13 protein-coding genes and 1 riboswitch are annotated in these 14,276 nt (G+C 59.2%); of the genes, 7 read left to right on the top strand and 6 right to left on the bottom strand.

The window, feature by feature from the left end; translation table 11 throughout:
- Nucleotides 1-58: 58 nt before the first annotated feature.
- Together BCF46_RS01875 and BCF46_RS01870 are read right to left on the bottom strand one after the other, a co-directional pair.
- Complete coding sequence (locus tag BCF46_RS01875; RefSeq protein WP_147435919.1) at nucleotides 59-460, bottom strand: hypothetical protein; 402 nt, start codon at nucleotides 458-460, stop codon at nucleotides 59-61.
- Between the two features lie 31 nt (nucleotides 461-491).
- Entirely contained in the window at nucleotides 492-1,535 is a 1,044-nt protein-coding gene (locus BCF46_RS01870; protein ID WP_121021159.1) for an alkane 1-monooxygenase, read from the bottom strand.
- Between the two features lie 184 nt (nucleotides 1,536-1,719).
- Between BCF46_RS01870 and BCF46_RS01865 the strand changes: the two genes are divergently transcribed.
- The 4 genes from BCF46_RS01865 to BCF46_RS01850 all read left to right on the top strand — a co-directional run bounded on the left by BCF46_RS01865 (nucleotide 1,720) and on the right by BCF46_RS01850 (nucleotide 6,866).
- Nucleotides 1,720-3,405, top strand: a complete 1,686-nt coding sequence (locus BCF46_RS01865) for an NAD(P)H-dependent oxidoreductase subunit E (RefSeq protein WP_211332760.1) — start codon at nucleotides 1,720-1,722, stop codon at nucleotides 3,403-3,405.
- Between the two features lie 502 nt (nucleotides 3,406-3,907).
- Nucleotides 3,908-5,278, top strand: a complete 1,371-nt coding sequence (ftsY, locus tag BCF46_RS01860) for a signal recognition particle-docking protein FtsY (RefSeq protein WP_121022237.1) — start codon at nucleotides 3,908-3,910, stop codon at nucleotides 5,276-5,278.
- Nucleotides 5,279-5,351: 73 nt separating this feature from the next.
- Nucleotides 5,352-6,257: a DMT family transporter gene (locus tag BCF46_RS01855; RefSeq protein WP_121021155.1), complete on the top strand. Its 906-nt coding sequence runs from the start codon at nucleotides 5,352-5,354 to the stop codon at nucleotides 6,255-6,257.
- Between the two features lie 3 nt (nucleotides 6,258-6,260).
- Entirely contained in the window at nucleotides 6,261-6,866 is a 606-nt protein-coding gene (locus BCF46_RS01850) for an inner membrane-spanning protein YciB (protein ID WP_121021153.1), read from the top strand.
- On the opposite strand, the gene arsH is transcribed toward BCF46_RS01850, so the two are convergent.
- The gene (arsH, locus tag BCF46_RS01845; protein WP_121021151.1) at nucleotides 6,863-7,564 is read right to left on the bottom strand and encodes an arsenical resistance protein ArsH; all 702 of its coding nucleotides are present in this window, start codon (nucleotides 7,562-7,564) and stop codon (nucleotides 6,863-6,865) included. The two genes, BCF46_RS01850 and arsH, sit on opposite strands and share 4 nt — an antisense overlap.
- A gap of 170 nt (nucleotides 7,565-7,734) precedes the next feature.
- On the opposite strand from arsH, the gene BCF46_RS01840 reads away from it, so the two are divergent.
- Nucleotides 7,735-8,463, top strand: a complete 729-nt coding sequence (locus BCF46_RS01840; protein ID WP_170157836.1) for a hypothetical protein — start codon at nucleotides 7,735-7,737, stop codon at nucleotides 8,461-8,463.
- Nucleotides 8,464-8,499: 36 nt separating this feature from the next.
- Here BCF46_RS01840 and folE2 read toward each other — a convergent pair whose 3' ends face one another.
- The 3 genes from folE2 to BCF46_RS01825 all read right to left on the bottom strand — a co-directional run bounded on the left by folE2 (nucleotide 8,500) and on the right by BCF46_RS01825 (nucleotide 11,514).
- Nucleotides 8,500-9,591 carry a GTP cyclohydrolase FolE2 gene (gene folE2, locus BCF46_RS01835; RefSeq protein ID WP_121021147.1) on the bottom strand — a complete coding sequence of 364 codons (1,092 nt, stop codon included), beginning with the start codon at nucleotides 9,589-9,591 and terminating at the stop codon, nucleotides 8,500-8,502.
- An 88-nt stretch (nucleotides 9,592-9,679) separates the two neighbouring features.
- The gene (metZ, locus tag BCF46_RS01830; RefSeq protein ID WP_121021145.1) at nucleotides 9,680-10,861 is read right to left on the bottom strand and encodes an O-succinylhomoserine sulfhydrylase; all 1,182 of its coding nucleotides are present in this window, start codon (nucleotides 10,859-10,861) and stop codon (nucleotides 9,680-9,682) included.
- Nucleotides 10,862-10,917: 56 nt separating this feature from the next.
- Nucleotides 10,918-10,995, bottom strand: a riboswitch (SAM riboswitch).
- Between the two features lie 87 nt (nucleotides 10,996-11,082).
- Nucleotides 11,083-11,514, bottom strand: coding sequence for an Lrp/AsnC family transcriptional regulator (locus tag BCF46_RS01825; RefSeq protein WP_121021143.1), 432 nt, complete (start codon nucleotides 11,512-11,514; stop codon nucleotides 11,083-11,085).
- Nucleotides 11,515-11,640: 126 nt separating this feature from the next.
- Here BCF46_RS01825 and BCF46_RS01820 point away from each other — a divergent pair, with 126 nt between their 5' ends.
- Together BCF46_RS01820 and BCF46_RS01815 are read left to right on the top strand one after the other, a co-directional pair.
- Nucleotides 11,641-12,699: a saccharopine dehydrogenase family protein gene (locus BCF46_RS01820; protein WP_121021141.1), complete on the top strand. Its 1,059-nt coding sequence runs from the start codon at nucleotides 11,641-11,643 to the stop codon at nucleotides 12,697-12,699.
- 127 nt (nucleotides 12,700-12,826) lie between these two features.
- Nucleotides 12,827-14,275, top strand: coding sequence for a TrkH family potassium uptake protein (locus BCF46_RS01815; protein ID WP_121021139.1), 1,449 nt, complete (start codon nucleotides 12,827-12,829; stop codon nucleotides 14,273-14,275).
- Nucleotide 14,276: the final 1 nt, after the last annotated feature.

The raw sequence follows: 14,276 nt of genomic DNA, 5'->3' as shown, positions 1-14,276 counted from the left end.
AAAGTCGGGGGTGCGGGGGGTTGCCCCCGCTGTTGCGACTGCCGCAGGCAGGCGCAACTCAAGGCCGGTAGCTGACACCCACATCCGGCCCCGGGCAGACCAGCGGCTCGGAGCTTTTGCCAACCACGACCAGATCATCCGCCGGATCATCACCGACGATACGCGCGCTCTGGCGCGCGCCGTCATCAAAGAAATACCAACACAACGCGTCTGGTTGGTCATCATAGAGAAAACAAATCTCGTCGCGGTCGCCGAACCAGACCCCGCGCTGGCAGGTGCCGTCCAGAAAGCTCCAGACCACCCGCTTGCCGCTCAGATATTGCTCGGCCCCGTAGGGCGCGTCGTGACGGTTGAAAAACACAGTGGTGTCGCGGGTGAAAGCCTCGAACTGGGATGGGGTCATCTTCGTTTCAGCCTGTGCAGGGCAGGCGAGCAGGGCGAGAAGGAAAAGATGTTTCATCAGCGCAGGATGGGTGTTGCAATGACCAGCGTCAAGCGCTCCGCCAAGCCTCGGCATGGGGGCTCATCACACTTCTCCACCGCTTGGGCCACAGCGCGATACAGGCCATAACCGGCAGCGCGTAAGGCAGCATCGGGGCCTCCCCGCGGGCGGGGATTTCCAAGGCAGTGTAATGCTTTGCAGGGTGGGCGTGATGGTCGGAATGGCGCGGTGCGTTCAGCATCCACAGCGAGGACAACCAATGCGGCGCATTCCACGAATGAACCGCGCCGACAGGCTCGAAAGAGCCGTCTTCGCGCCGGGCGCGCTCCAGTCCGTAATGCTGGACATAGTCGGACAGCATCAGCTGTGTCTGGGCAAACGCCGCGAGCAGCAGATGCACCAACACACCGCGCCAACCCGCGATGATCAGCGAGATCAACAACATCAGCACCGCCCCCCCGATATACAGCAGATAGGGATTGCGCCGGTCCCATCGTCCGGCCCCGATCTGCGCAAGCCGCGCTTCCTCGGCTTTCAAGCCGGCTTTGAAGCTGCCAAGCCATGCGCGACGGGCAAAGCTGTAGAAGCTCTCGCCCATCCGCGAGGTGTTGGGATCGTTCGGGGTGCCCACATGGATGTGATGCACCAGTGGATGGGCAGAAGCATGATGCCCGAACAGCAACGAGATATAGACCCATTTTCCGGCCCGCCGCAGCCCGCGCGCGCCGCGGTGGATCAATTCATGCGCGTTGGAATTGCTGACCTGCCCCATGAACAGGCCCGTGGCCGCAAACAAGGCCAGGCCGCTGACCGAAAGCAGCCTCGTGCCGTGGCCGGACAGGGCCCAGACCATCAAAAACAGCAAGAAGAAATGCGCACCGACCAAGACCAGTGACAACAGATCGGCCTCGTCATCCTCGGCCGGTTCGCCGTCGCGGGTCAGGGCGGGAATGAACTCGTCGACGCCCGCGACAAACAGGGTGATGTAGAACAACCCGATCCACACGGCCCACCCGCCAAACAGCGCACCCGCCACCAGAAACGGCAGCGGAAAGAGCGTGGCGAGTGTGAAGGCCAGAAATGAGCGTGGCATAGATAATCGGTCCCTGAGTAAGCGCGTCAATGCTTCCTAAATAGTATGAATATGCCCAAATCATGGAAGCCTTTTGAAAATTTGCGGCAAAGGCTGCGCAGGAACGTCCATAGAGGTCGTTTTTGCGTATCCCGAGGGCGGTGTCACGGACTAGGTTCACTGCAAGCAAGATCGGGAGAGCATCATGGCGCTGGATGAACGCAAGGGCGTGTGGAAATCGGGCAAGGGACGGGGACGCAAGTTCACCAAGGGGCGTCAATATGATGATGCCGCTCTGGCCGAGGTGCAATCCTTGCTGGGCGAGCGCCCGCGCAACCGCGACTTGCTGATTGAATTCCTGCACCTGATTCAAGACAAGCACGGCCATCTGTCCGCCGCGCATCTGCGTGCGCTGGCCGAAGAGATGCGCCTGTCCATGGCCGAGATCTACGAGGTTGCCAGCTTCTATGCCCATTTCGACGTGGTCAAAGAAGACGAGGCCCCGCCGCCCGCGCTGACGATCCGTGTCTGCGACTCGCTGTCGTGCGAGTTGGCGGGCGCGCAGGCGTTGAAGGCGGCCTTGGAGGACGGGTTGGACGCCTCCGAAGTCCGGGTTCTGCGCGCGCCTTGTATGGGGCGCTGCGACACAGCACCCGTGCTGGAACTGGGGCATCATCACGTGGATAACGCCACGGTTGAAAAGGTCGAGGCCGCGATTTCTGCGGGGGATACCCATGCGCATATCCCTGACTACGAAACTTATGAAAAATACAAAAATTCAGATGGTTACGCCGCACTTCTAACTCTCCGTAACGACGGAAAGTGGGAAGATGTTCAGGCGCTGATCAAGGAAAGCGGTTTGCGCGGTCTTGGTGGCGCGGGCTTTCCGTCCGGCACCAAATGGGGCTTCGTGCGCGGCAATGCAGGGCCGCGCTATCTGGCCGTGAACGGCGACGAGGGCGAGCCCGGTACGTTCAAGGACCGCTACTATCTGGAACGCGCGCCGCATTTGTTCCTAGAGGGAATGTTGATCGCCGCATGGGCCGTCGAGGCCGACCGCTGCTACATCTATATGCGGGACGAATACCCCGCCGTCTTGGACATCCTGCGCCGCGAGATCACAGCACTGGAGGCCGCGGGCTTGGTGGCTGAAGGCTATATCGAGCTGCGCCGCGGTGCAGGGGCTTATATCTGCGGCGAAGAGAGCGCGATGATCGAGTCCATCGAAGGCAAACGTGGCTTGCCGCGCCACCGCCCGCCTTACGTGGCGCAGGTGGGGCTGTTCGGCCAACCCACATTGGTTCACAACGTCGAAACCCTGCACTGGATCGCGCGCATCTGCCGCGAGGGGCCGGAAGTGCTGAACACCACTGAGAAGAACGGCCGCAAAGGTCTGCGCAGCTATTCGGTTTCGGGGCGTGTGGCGAAGCCCGGCGTGCACTTGCTGCCTGCGGGTTCCACCATCACAGATGTTATCGAAGCCGCAGGCGGCATGGCGCAGGGCCACGTGTTCAAGGCCTATCAGCCGGGCGGGCCATCGTCCGGCCTGTTGCCCGCCAGCATCGACGACGTGCCGCTGGACTTCGACACGCTGCAACCTTTGGGCAGCTTCATCGGCTCGGCCGCTGTGGTGGTGTTGTCGGATCAGGACTCTGCCAAAGCGGCGGCGCTGAACATGCTGCGGTTCTTCGAGGACGAGTCCTGCGGGCAATGCACGCCCTGCCGTGTGGGCTGCGAAAAGGCGGTGAAGCTGATGCAAGCCGACACATGGGACCAACCGCTGCTGGAGGAGCTGTGCGTAGCCATGGGTGATGCGTCCATCTGCGGGCTGGGCCAAGCCGCGCCAAATCCGATCCGTATGGTGATAAAGCACTTTAGCAACGAAGTTTAATCGCCGGCTCATATGTTGCCCTAGAGGGTCAGGTTTTCGGGGCCGGGTGTCCCACTATCACCGCCGCTCTTGGCAGCGTTCCGGACAGGCATTTGAGCGCCGCATCTTCCATCTGACCGCGCGAGGGGTTAGGTGGGATAAAGTCGGAACATTCAAGGCCTCGCAGACCCCCATGTCCTTTTTCAAGAAGCTCAAAAACAAGCTGTTCAAATCGTCGTCCAAACTTGAGGAAGGTTTGGACGCCATTGTCGGAGATGGTGGCGTCGAAGAAGACGTAGACGTCACGCAGCCAGTGGCTGAGCCGCATAACGACATCGCCGAGGCCGAAGCCGACGCACTGGCTGCGAAGGAGGCTGAAGAAGCTGAAGCTAAGCTGGTCGAAGAGGCGCGCGCAGCTGAGGCTGAAGCAGAAAAACGTGCCGCAGATGCATTGGAAAAGGCCGAAGCTGCTCGCAATGCCGAGATAGAAGCCGCTGCACAGGCCGCAAGAGACGCCGAGGCTATGGCACTTGCAGTGCAAAAAGCCGAAGATGCCCGCGCCGCTCAAGCCGCTGCAGAAGCCCAATTAGAAGGTGATCGGGCCAAAGAGGCTGCTGAAATCGCCTTAGCCGAGGCGACAGCCGCCCGTGTAGCCCAAGAGGCACGCGACGCTGAGGAGGCCACGCGCGTAGCAGCACAGGCGGAAGCTGAGGAAAACGCTCGAAAGTTGAAAGAGGCCGAAGAAGCACTTGAAGTGCAAAAAGCTCTGGCCGCCGCAGAGGCACAACGTATAGCGGACGCGACAAAAGCCGCCGAGGAAGCAGAGCGGATCGCGAAAATCGCGACCGAGAAGGCCGCTGAAGAGGCCAAAGCCGCAGAAGATGCCGCCGCGTTTGCTGCACAAGAACCGGACGTCGCAAAAGCCAACGTGACATCCGCTTTGGATGTGCCCGAAGCCGCTGCGGTATTGAGTGCGCCCAACGAACCTGACGAGCCCGCAAAAAAGCCCGGCCTGTTCGGGCGCCTTTTGGGGCGTAAAGACCAAAAGACTGTCATTCGCCGCGAGCTGGATGACGACATGTTGGAAGCGCTCGAAGAGTTGCTGATCGCCTCCGATATGGGCGTCGATACGGCCCTGCGGGTGACGGCGAATATGGCCGAAGGCCGCTTTGGTAAAAAGCTGTCCACTCAGGAAATCAAGGAACTTCTGGCCGCCGAGATCACCAAGATCATGGAACCGGTCGCCAAACCTATGCCGATCTATCCCAAGCGCCCGCAGGTGGTGCTGGTGGTGGGGGTCAACGGCTCTGGCAAGACCACGACCATCGGCAAACTGGCGCTGCAGTTTTCCAATGCGGGCAAGAAGGTGGTGATCGCCGCGGGCGATACATTCCGCGCCGCCGCGGTCGAGCAATTGCAGGTCTGGGGGGACCGCGCCGGCGTTCCCGTGCTGACCGCACCGGAAGGCTCCGACCCCGCGTCGCTGGTCTATGATGCGATGACCAAAGCCGAGGCTGACGGCGCCGACCTGCTGATGATCGACACGGCGGGCCGCTTGCAAAACCGCGCCGATCTGATGGAGGAGCTTGCCAAAATCGTCCGAGTGATCCGCAAGAAGGACGACACCGCGCCACATAACACCCTGCTTGTGCTGGATGCGACGACGGGCCAGAACGCGCTCAATCAGGTCGACGTCTTCCGCCAGATCAGCGACGTCTCCGGCCTCGTGATGACCAAGCTCGACGGCACGGCCAAAGGCGGCGTGCTGGTGGCGTTGGCGGATAAGTTTGGCCTGCCGATCCATGCCATCGGGGTGGGGGAGCAGATCGACGACCTTGCCCCGTTCGACCCTGAGGAGTTCGCGCAAGCCCTCACCGGTGCCACCACCGAGTAACGCCGCATTAAGGTTAACGCGCCCCCATGGTTTCATCTTGGCATAAATATTCCCCCCGGAGGGTCCTTGCATCATGAGCGCATGGCTCGTCTCGCTGGAGGGCACCGAGGCTGGACACCAGCTGGCACTGATCCTCGCGCTAACCGCAGCATTCCTGCACGCCATCTTCGGGGCACTGCAAAAAGGCCGTCACGATCCGTGGCTGTCGCGCGGGGCTATCGACTTCAGCTACGGCGTGATCGCCGCCCCCTTTGCGCTGTTCGTCGCCCCGTGGCCGGAGCCGCATATGTGGCTGATCTTCGCCACCGCCTTTGTGATCCACTCCGTCTACAAGCTGTTGCAGGCCTTTACCTACAGCAAAGGCGCTTACACGGTCGTCTATCCCGTGGTCCGAGGCACAGGGCCGCTTTTCGCGGTCATCGGCGCGTATTTCATCTTTGGCGAGACCTTCAACTGGATCCAGTGGCTCGGGGTCGCCACGCTGCTGGCGGGTATCTACGGGCTGGCGGTGTATAACCTGCGCACGATCACGCTGAACCGTGACACGCTGGTACCAGCCTTGTGGCTGGCGGTGGCCACGGGGATGTTCGTGGCGCTCTACACCACCTATGACGCCTACGGCATCCGCGCGACTGCCGATCCGTTTACGTTCCTTGCGTGGTTTTTCTTTCTCGACGGGCTGTTCTTCATCCCGCCCATCGCCGCGCGCCGCTGGTGGCGCATGGCCGATCGCCCGACATTGGGTCCGCTGATGCAGCGCGGTGTGCTCGGCGCGTTCGTGGCGTTTTTCTCGTTCGGGGCCATCATGATGGCGACACGGCTCGACAATGTGGGGGAGGCTGCGGTATTGCGCGAGACCTCGACCGTGTTTGCCGCGCTGATCGGCTGGCTGGTCTTGGGGGAAAAGGTCGGACCGCGCCGGCTGACTTTGATGGCGCTTATCGCGCTTGGCGCGGTGATCGTGGAAGCAGGAGGCTAGAGCATGGCAGAGAAGAAAATCTCGCAAGGGCTGAAATCGGCGCTAGAACTGGGGCCGGTGCTGCTGTTCTTCGTGGCCTATCTGAAGATGAAGGAAGAGGTGTATCTGATTGGTGGCACTGAATATTCTGGCTTCATCGTGGTGACCGCGTTGTTCGTGCCGCTGCTTCTGCTCTCCATGGGAATATTGTGGAAACTGACGGGCAAACTCAGCCGGATGCAGGTGCTGACGGCGTTTATGGTGATCTTCTTTGGCGGGCTGACGGTCTATTTCAACGACGAGAAATTCTTCAAGATCAAAACCACCATCGTCTACGGCTTCTTCGCCTCGATGCTGGGGATCGGCCTGCTGCTGAAACGCTCTTGGCTGGAATATGTCATGGACGACTTTCTGCCGTTGAAACCGGAGGGCTGGATGATCCTGACCAAGCGCCTGACCGCCATGTTCGCAGCCCTCGCCATCGCGAACGAACTGGTCTGGCGCTTTATGTCGACCGATGCGTGGGTGAAAATCGAAACCTTCGGCTTTCCCGCTGCGTTATTCGTGTTCTTCATGCTTCAAGCCGGCATGCTACAACGCTATTCCGACGAGCCGGAAGACGCGGCCTAGTCCTTTTTATTCACCCGCTTCGACAGTTCTGCATGGCTTTCCTTGCGCTCTGAATAGCGGTCGACCAACTCATCCTTGATGTCACGGGTCAGCAAGGTGAAGCGCATCAGCTCCTCCATCACATCGACCATGCGGTCGTAAAACGGCGAGGGCTTCATGCGGTAGCGGCCATCGAATTCCTGAAATACCTTGGGCACCGAGGACTGGTTGGGAATGGTCAGCAACCGCATCCACCGGCCCAGAATACGCAGCTGGTTGACCGTGTTGAACGACTGCGACCCCGCGTTGACCTGCATCACCGCCAGCGTCTTGCCTTGGGTCGGGCGCACGCCGCCCATGCTGAGCGGTATCCAGTCGATCTGGGATTTCATGATGCCGGTCATGGCCCCGTGGCGCTCGGGGGAGCACCAGACCATGCCTTCGGACCACGTCACCAGTTCGCGCAGTTCGGCCACCTTGGGATGATCCGCGTCCTCGCTGTCGGGCAGGGGCAGGTCGCGCGGGTCGAAAACGCGCACCTCGGCCCCCATGCGGGTCAGCACGCGGGCGGCTTCCTCGGTCATGGATCGCGAAAAGCTGCCCTGACGCAGCGAGCCATAGAGCATGGCGATACGCGGCTTATGGGTGCCGGGGCTTTGTGCCTCTAGCGTCTTGGGGATTTGGAAATGAGCGTCGTCGAGCTGGGGCGTATCAGTCATGGGCTGCGGGCTTTTCAGTCAGTGCGGTTTGGCACGGGTGTAAGCTGGACGGGTCGGTTTTGCTAGATGTCTGCTTTGAGCCCAATGGAGACCGCTGGAAATCTTTCGATTTTCTGAGTAATGCAAGTGACAGCAACGTTTTTCGTGAGGTTTTACCATTGCTCATCCCTTTGTCTGACCCACTTTGGTCCCGCTTGTATGGCCCCTATGGCATAGAAGACGTTTCAGGCATCATCGCTAAATTGGAAAGGGGTTGGGACCTAGTCATTGCCAAGGATTTATTCTGGGAAAAGCTCCACCACCAAGATGATCTGTATCCGGTCACATTTGCAGCCTTACCCTGGCTGCGTAAGATAGCGAATGCAAAAGGCGATGCTGACTTGGACAGCTTGTTGTTCTTCTCACATGTCTTGTATTGCGCATCCACTTCGGGTGGAACTGGTTGCGACGGTCATGGCCCTCGCGGAAAGTACCGCGGACTTTCACTTCATTTTCAAGATCATGCGTTGGATTGGATACCTAAGGAAAACCACCTGAGAGTTGAGGACATGGTTGTTCTTGCCAGTTTGGAAGACTGGTTCGCAGCAAACACAAATGGCATTGCTAAAGCCTGTCTGGACGCGATAACGGAAGATGACGACTACGCAGCGGCGGCACTAACGACTGGGTTTTCTTGCCTTCACGGAAGCGAAAACGCCGTTACGCTGGTTACGCTGTGGGCAGATCAACATGACATTGATTTCATAAATGAAAATGTCTCTTTGAACTCAAGTGATCGTTCCCTGCTAATATCCCTGTCAACCATGCTGGATAATAAGAACAAAAATTTGGCTAATTTCATTCGTGAATTCATCGGCCCAGCCACACCTGACCCAAACCAACTTGATCTACCTTTGTAGAGACGTCAGCTTCGTCCGCACAGTGATCCTTAACCCTCACCCCACATGAAACAGCGTGTTGAACAGCTTGGGGTCCAAGCTGTCGGCTGCAAATGTCGGGCCTTCTGTCATCACGGAGACCGCGTCGTGGCTGTGCAGACTCTCCTGATGTGACGCGATTACGCGGAAATCCTTGATGCGCGGATCGGCCTGCAACTGCTCGCAAAAGGACCGCGCGGCGTCCTCGACGAAGATCGGGTTGGCGGCGTTAAGCTCGGCAAAGGCCTGCTCGTCCTCGCGCTTGACCATCACCTGCGTCTCGGTCGGCACGGCGGTGCGACACAGCTCGATCAGGTCTTCGAACCACAGGCAGTCTTGCTCGCAATCCACTTCCACTGACACCCGCGCGACGGAGCGCTGCGAATGGGGCGTGGCAAGCTGACCGCGATACTGACGGGCGTGTTCCGACAGCTCCAGCGAGCAGGGGCAGGTGGAGGAATAGACATAGTCCAGATGCAGGATTTTCTTGCGGGTGCCTTGGGTGTCGACCACCTCTAACGCGATGTCGTAATACTGGTATCCCTCAAGGCCGGAGCGCAGGGATTGCAGCTTCATCGGGAAGGAAAATCGCATCTGGATGCGGGCGTCGAAGCTTTCCAGATCGGTTTTATAGGCGTCGAGTGTTTGCTCAATCACCTCGAAGCTGAAGGTCTGCTCGGCTTGGGCGTAGAAGCTGCGCATGATGCGGGACATGTTAATGCCCTTCTTCTCGGCCTCCAGCGACACTGTGCCGGTGACCGAAGTCTCCAACGTCAGGTCGTCACCGTCGCGGGTATGGACCCGGATGGGCAGGCGGAAGTTGGAGATGCCGACGTGCTGGATGTGCTGCTTGGCCCCGCGGATCAGCGAGGACGGCCCGTTTTGCAGGTCGGGCATGGTGGCTTTGTAGGCCTCGTCCACGGCGAATTCTTCGGGGTAGGCGCGGGCCAGCGCGGGGTAGTTCGCCAGTTCCTGACCGGGGATCAGGCGGGAGACCAGCGGGTCCAGATCGGCCACCTCGACGGCTGAGACCTTGCCCGCCCACTGGCGCAGCAGGGCAAGGGCGGCTTCGGCCTCCTCGCGGGTCGGCTCGGGTGTGTGGACGTTCATGGCTTTCCCTCCTCGGGATGCGGCGTCGGCGTGCGCCACTATATGGGGCGGCACGCGGACGTTACAAAGGAAAACCGACCTTTTTGGCCTAGACCGCGTCTAGTGCTGTGCGGATATCCGCCAGCAAATCGGACTTGTCTTCCAGCCCGATGGAGATGCGCACCAGCCCGTCGGTGATACCCAACTCGGCGCGTTTCTCATCGCTTAGGCGTTGGTGCGTGGTGGTCGCGGGATGGGTCACGATGCTTTTGCTGTCGCCCAGATTGTTGGAGATCAGGATGATGCCCAGCGCATTGAGGAAGCGGAACGCCGCGTCCTTGCCGCCTTGAATGTCGAGCGAGATCACCGTCCCGCCTGCACCCATTTGTTCTTTGGCAACAGATTGTTGCGGGTGGGAGTTCAAGTAGGGATACAGCGTGCGGTCCAGTTTGTTGTGACCTTCCAGCGCCTCGGCAATGAACAACGCGCTCTCAGCCTGCGCGTTGCAGCGCAGGTGCAGGGTCTCCAGACCTTTCAGCATTACCCACGCGTTGAACGGCGACAGCGCGCCGCCCGTGTGCTTGAGGTAAGGCTCGGCGGTTTTGCGGATGAACTCTTTGGTGCCGCAGATCACGCCGCCAAGGCAGCGGCCCTGACCGTCGATATGCTTGGTGGCGGAATAGACGATGACGTCGGCGCCAAGCTCTGCCGCCTTGGAAAACGCAGGGGTGGCGAAGACATTGTCGACCACCACCAACGCGCCTTTGGCATGGGCAATTTCGGCCACGCCTTTGACGTCGATGACTTCCAGCGTGGGGTTTGAGACGGATTCAAGGAAGACGGCCTTGGTGTCGTCGCGAACGGCGGCTTTCCACGCCGCAAGGTCGGTGCCGTCGACAAAGGTGACCTCGACCCCGTAGCGCGTCAGCACGTCCTCAAGGATATACAGACACGACCCGAACAGCGCCTTGGCCGACACCACATGGTCGCCAGCCTTCAGCATGGAGGTCAACGCGCCACTGACAGCAGCCATGCCGGAGGCAGTGGCGAAAGCGTCTTCGGTGCCTTCGATGGCCGCGATGCGGTCCTCGAACATGCGCACGGTGGGGTTGCCGTAGCGGGCGTAGATGAATTCTTCGGGGCCGCTCTCGATGAAACGCGCCTCGGCCTGCTCGGGGCTGTCATAGACGAAGCCTTGGGTCAGGAAGATCGCTTCGGACATCTCACCATATTGGGAACGGCGGGTGCCGCTGTGGACGGATTTCGTGCGGGGGGACCAGTCTTTTGTCATGTCATCCTCTGTTGGGCGTCGCCCAAATAAAAAGCCTCCACCGGGAAAAGGGGGAGGCTCATATCAATCCATCCTCTTTAGCAGCATATTTAACGTGGCCCGCAATCCGGTAACAAATCGCCACGGGGACTTGGATACGCCCGCTGGGCGGGAGGGTCAAGACCATGGCGCGTTGTCTGCGCAAAGTAGGGCTGGAGCCTTTTGTGCAAAATACTGCGCGGTTAACGATTGTCCGCTTTGCTGGAGGATAGCCGGATATGGCTTTGCGTTTCCGCGACCTCAGGCAAGGCGCGTATACAGTCCAGAACGGTGTCCAGGTTTGACAGCGAAGACGCCCGCACCTCGGCGACAAGATCAAAGCTTCCGCTTAGGGTGTGGATATCCAAGATCGCAGAAATTCGTCGCAAGGATTGAATGGTGGTCTTCCCGTCGTCCGCTTTCAACCGGATCAGTGTAAAGGCGCTCACTTGCGTATCTGTCTTGCCTGCTGACAGCTCAACGGTAAACCGTTTGATCACGTTTTGATGCTGTAACCGGTCAATGCGGTTTTGAATTGTTCCGCGCGAGACGCCCAGATTTTGGGCAAGAACTGTCGCTGAGGCGCGCGCGTCCTTGGTCAGGAGCTGCAGAAGCTGGTGGTCTAAATCATCCATACTCCATGTTATCTTTAACCGCCGCCAAAAAGTCAAAACTTTAGCGATTTGCAACAATTTTTGCCATTTTGGGTAGCAGTGGAATAGGATTTGATTGTGTCTGATAGCACGCGAAGGATTTGTGGAATGAAGATGATTGCGGTTTTGGGTTTGGGCAAGGTTGGCTCTCTGGCGGCCGAGTTGTTGCATGGATCAGGCTTCGACGTGACGGGCATTGATCTGGCGACACGTGGTGATCTGCCGTTTCCGGTAGTGGCGTTGGATTTGTCCGATACAAGCGGCGTTGAGGCGGTTTTTGCCAAACAGGATGCTGTTCTGTCGTGTTTGCCATTCCATCTGAACATTTCTGTGGCCGAAATTGCGCATCGTGCGGGTATTCACTATTTCGACCTGACCGAAGATGTGCCGACCACAAACCGTGTCATAGAGCTGAGCAAGACTTCAAAGGGCCTTATGGCCCCGCAATGTGGCCTTGCACCCGGCTTTATCGGGATCGTCGGCGCGTCTTTGATTGCCCAGTTGGATGAATGCCGCTCGTGCAAGATGCGTGTTGGCGCATTGCCACAGAACCCGACCGGTTTGATGGGCTATTCCTTCAACTGGTCCCCCGAAGGCGTGGTGAATGAATATCTAAACGACTGCGAAGTGATCGAGGATGGTGCGCGCAAGCTCGTGTCGCCGATGGAATGGATGGAAGACATCTATATCGACGGCATGAAGCTTGAGGCATTCACCACCTCGGGCGGCTTGGGCACCATGTGCGAAACCTATCTGGGTAAAGTCAAAAATATCGACTACAAAACCATGCGATATCCGGGCCATGCGAAGTTGATGAATTTCTTCTTCCACGAGCTTTTGATGCGGGACCGCCGCAAAGAAGCGGGCGAGATATTGATCAATGCGAAGCCGCCCGTTGAAGACGATATTGTCTATGTACACGCGTCTGCCGAGGGCACGATCGACGCAAAGTTGCAGCGCCGCGAATTTGTCCGCGCCTATCGCCCCGTCGAAGTTGCGGGCAAACAGCGCACCGCGATTTCGTGGACGACCGCTGGCTCGGTTGTCTCGATCATCGAAATGGTGCGTGATGGTGCACTGCCGTCTACGGGGTTCTTGAAGCAAGAGGAGATCGGCCTCGAAGCGTTCCTTGCGACACCGACAGGCGGATTATACGCGGCAAATTGAGTGCAGCAGGGGCCGGCCGATGTCGGTAACTGCAAGCCCTGAGCGCCAACACCACAGAGCACCGAAGTTGGCCTTATGTTACGGCACTGCTTGACAGTTTGCCAGCACCGCTCCAAGCCTTGGCGCTATGTTTGACGCGCGCCCAGTGGCCTATGTGATCGGCCTGCTTACCGCCTGCCTCGGGGCTTCGATGCTGATTCCGATGGCGCTGGACCTGTGGGTTGGCAACGGGCATTGGCCCGCCTTTGCCGAAAGCGCGATCATTACCACGGGTATTGGCGTGTTGATGGCGCTGGCCTCTGCCAATGGTGTGGGCGACCGATTGTCCATCCAGCAAACCTTTTTGCTGACTACTGGCGTTTGGCTGGCCTTGCCGATTTTCGGCGCGTTGCCAATGTTTCTGGGGGCCACCGAGGCGCGCTATGTCGATGCGTTCTTCGAGGCCATGTCAGGGCTGACCACCACGGGAGCCACGGTCTTTACCCAGTTGGAGGCGCTACCGGACGGGTTGAAGTTATGGCGGTCGATGCTGCAGTGGTTCGGTGGCATTGGTATTATCGTGGTCGCCATGGTGTTCCTGCCCGAACTCAGGGTCGGGGGGATGCAGATTTTTCGGTCCGAAGCGTTTGACACGATGGGCAAGGTGCTGCCTCGGGCAGTGCAGATCGCCGCGCAGATTTCCTATTTCTACGTGGGCCTGACCATCGCGTGTGGTGTGTCCTATGTCGTTGTCGGGATGGCGCCTTTCGAGGCGATCAACCACGCGTTGACCACCATGTCGACCGGCGGATTTTCGACATCGGACGCCTCGTTCGGGGCGTTTCAGGGGACACCGGAATATGTGGCCTCGTTCTTCATGATTTTGGCGTCGCTGCCGTTTGTGCGCTATGTCCAGCTGCTTTCTGGCTCGGCCAAGCCGCTGCTGAGGGACAGTCAGTTGCGGGCCTATCTGGCAACCATTCTGGGCTTTACCCTGCTGTTTACCGTGTTCCGCCTGTTCGTTTTCGGCGATCATCCGGAGGAGGGGTTCCGTGAGGGCCTGTTCAACGTGGTGTCGATCATTTCCGGCACGGGCTATGCCAGCGTGGACTACCAGCTGTGGGGCAGCCTTGCGGTGGCGGTGTTCTTCTTTCTGGGACTGATCGGCGGCTGCGCCGGCTCGACCGCGTGCTCGGTCAAGATCTTCCGCTACCAGTTGTTATTCGCCTCGATCAAGGCGCAGGTGCGCCGTATTCACTCGCCGCACGGCCTGTTCCAGCCGCGCTATGACGGCAAGCCCGTGAGCGAGGATGTGTTGTCCTCGGTGATGTCGTTCTTTGTGATGTTCGTGGTGTCCTTGGGGATGTTGTCGGTGCTGCTGGGCTTGACCGGATTGGACTTCATTACCTCCGTCTCCGGTGCGGCGACCGCTTTGGCCAATATCGGGCCGGGGCTTGGCAGCCAGATTGGGCCTTCGGGCAATTTCTCGGGGTTGAACGACACCGCCAAATGGCTGCTGGCGGCTGGCATGCTTATCGGTCGGCTGGAGCTTTTGGCGGTCTACGCAATTTTCACTATTCGTTTCTGGAGAGCCTGAC

Origin of the sequence: Litoreibacter meonggei, from assembly GCF_003663885.1 — a bacterium.
GTDB lineage: Bacteria > Pseudomonadota > Alphaproteobacteria > Rhodobacterales > Rhodobacteraceae > Litoreibacter > Litoreibacter meonggei.
This window is presented reverse-complemented; position numbering and strand designations above follow the sequence as displayed.

Coding starts and splice junctions, on each gene's coding strand:
- BCF46_RS01875 (WP_147435919.1), bottom strand. CDS start 460: ATGAAACATCTTTTCCTTCTCGCCCTGCTCGCCTGCCCTGCACAGGCT.
- BCF46_RS01870 (WP_121021159.1), bottom strand. CDS start 1,535: ATGCCACGCTCATTTCTGGCCTTCACACTCGCCACGCTCTTTCCGCTG.
- BCF46_RS01865 (WP_211332760.1), top strand. CDS start 1,720: ATGGCGCTGGATGAACGCAAGGGCGTGTGGAAATCGGGCAAGGGACGG.
- ftsY (WP_121022237.1), top strand. CDS start 3,908: ATGGCACTTGCAGTGCAAAAAGCCGAAGATGCCCGCGCCGCTCAAGCC.
- BCF46_RS01855 (WP_121021155.1), top strand. CDS start 5,352: ATGAGCGCATGGCTCGTCTCGCTGGAGGGCACCGAGGCTGGACACCAG.
- BCF46_RS01850 (WP_121021153.1), top strand. CDS start 6,261: ATGGCAGAGAAGAAAATCTCGCAAGGGCTGAAATCGGCGCTAGAACTG.
- arsH (WP_121021151.1), bottom strand. CDS start 7,564: ATGACTGATACGCCCCAGCTCGACGACGCTCATTTCCAAATCCCCAAG.
- folE2 (WP_121021147.1), bottom strand. CDS start 9,591: ATGAACGTCCACACACCCGAGCCGACCCGCGAGGAGGCCGAAGCCGCC.
- metZ (WP_121021145.1), bottom strand. CDS start 10,861: ATGACAAAAGACTGGTCCCCCCGCACGAAATCCGTCCACAGCGGCACC.
- BCF46_RS01825 (WP_121021143.1), bottom strand. CDS start 11,514: ATGGATGATTTAGACCACCAGCTTCTGCAGCTCCTGACCAAGGACGCG.
- BCF46_RS01820 (WP_121021141.1), top strand. CDS start 11,641: ATGAAGATGATTGCGGTTTTGGGTTTGGGCAAGGTTGGCTCTCTGGCG.
- BCF46_RS01815 (WP_121021139.1), top strand. CDS start 12,827: ATGTTTGACGCGCGCCCAGTGGCCTATGTGATCGGCCTGCTTACCGCC.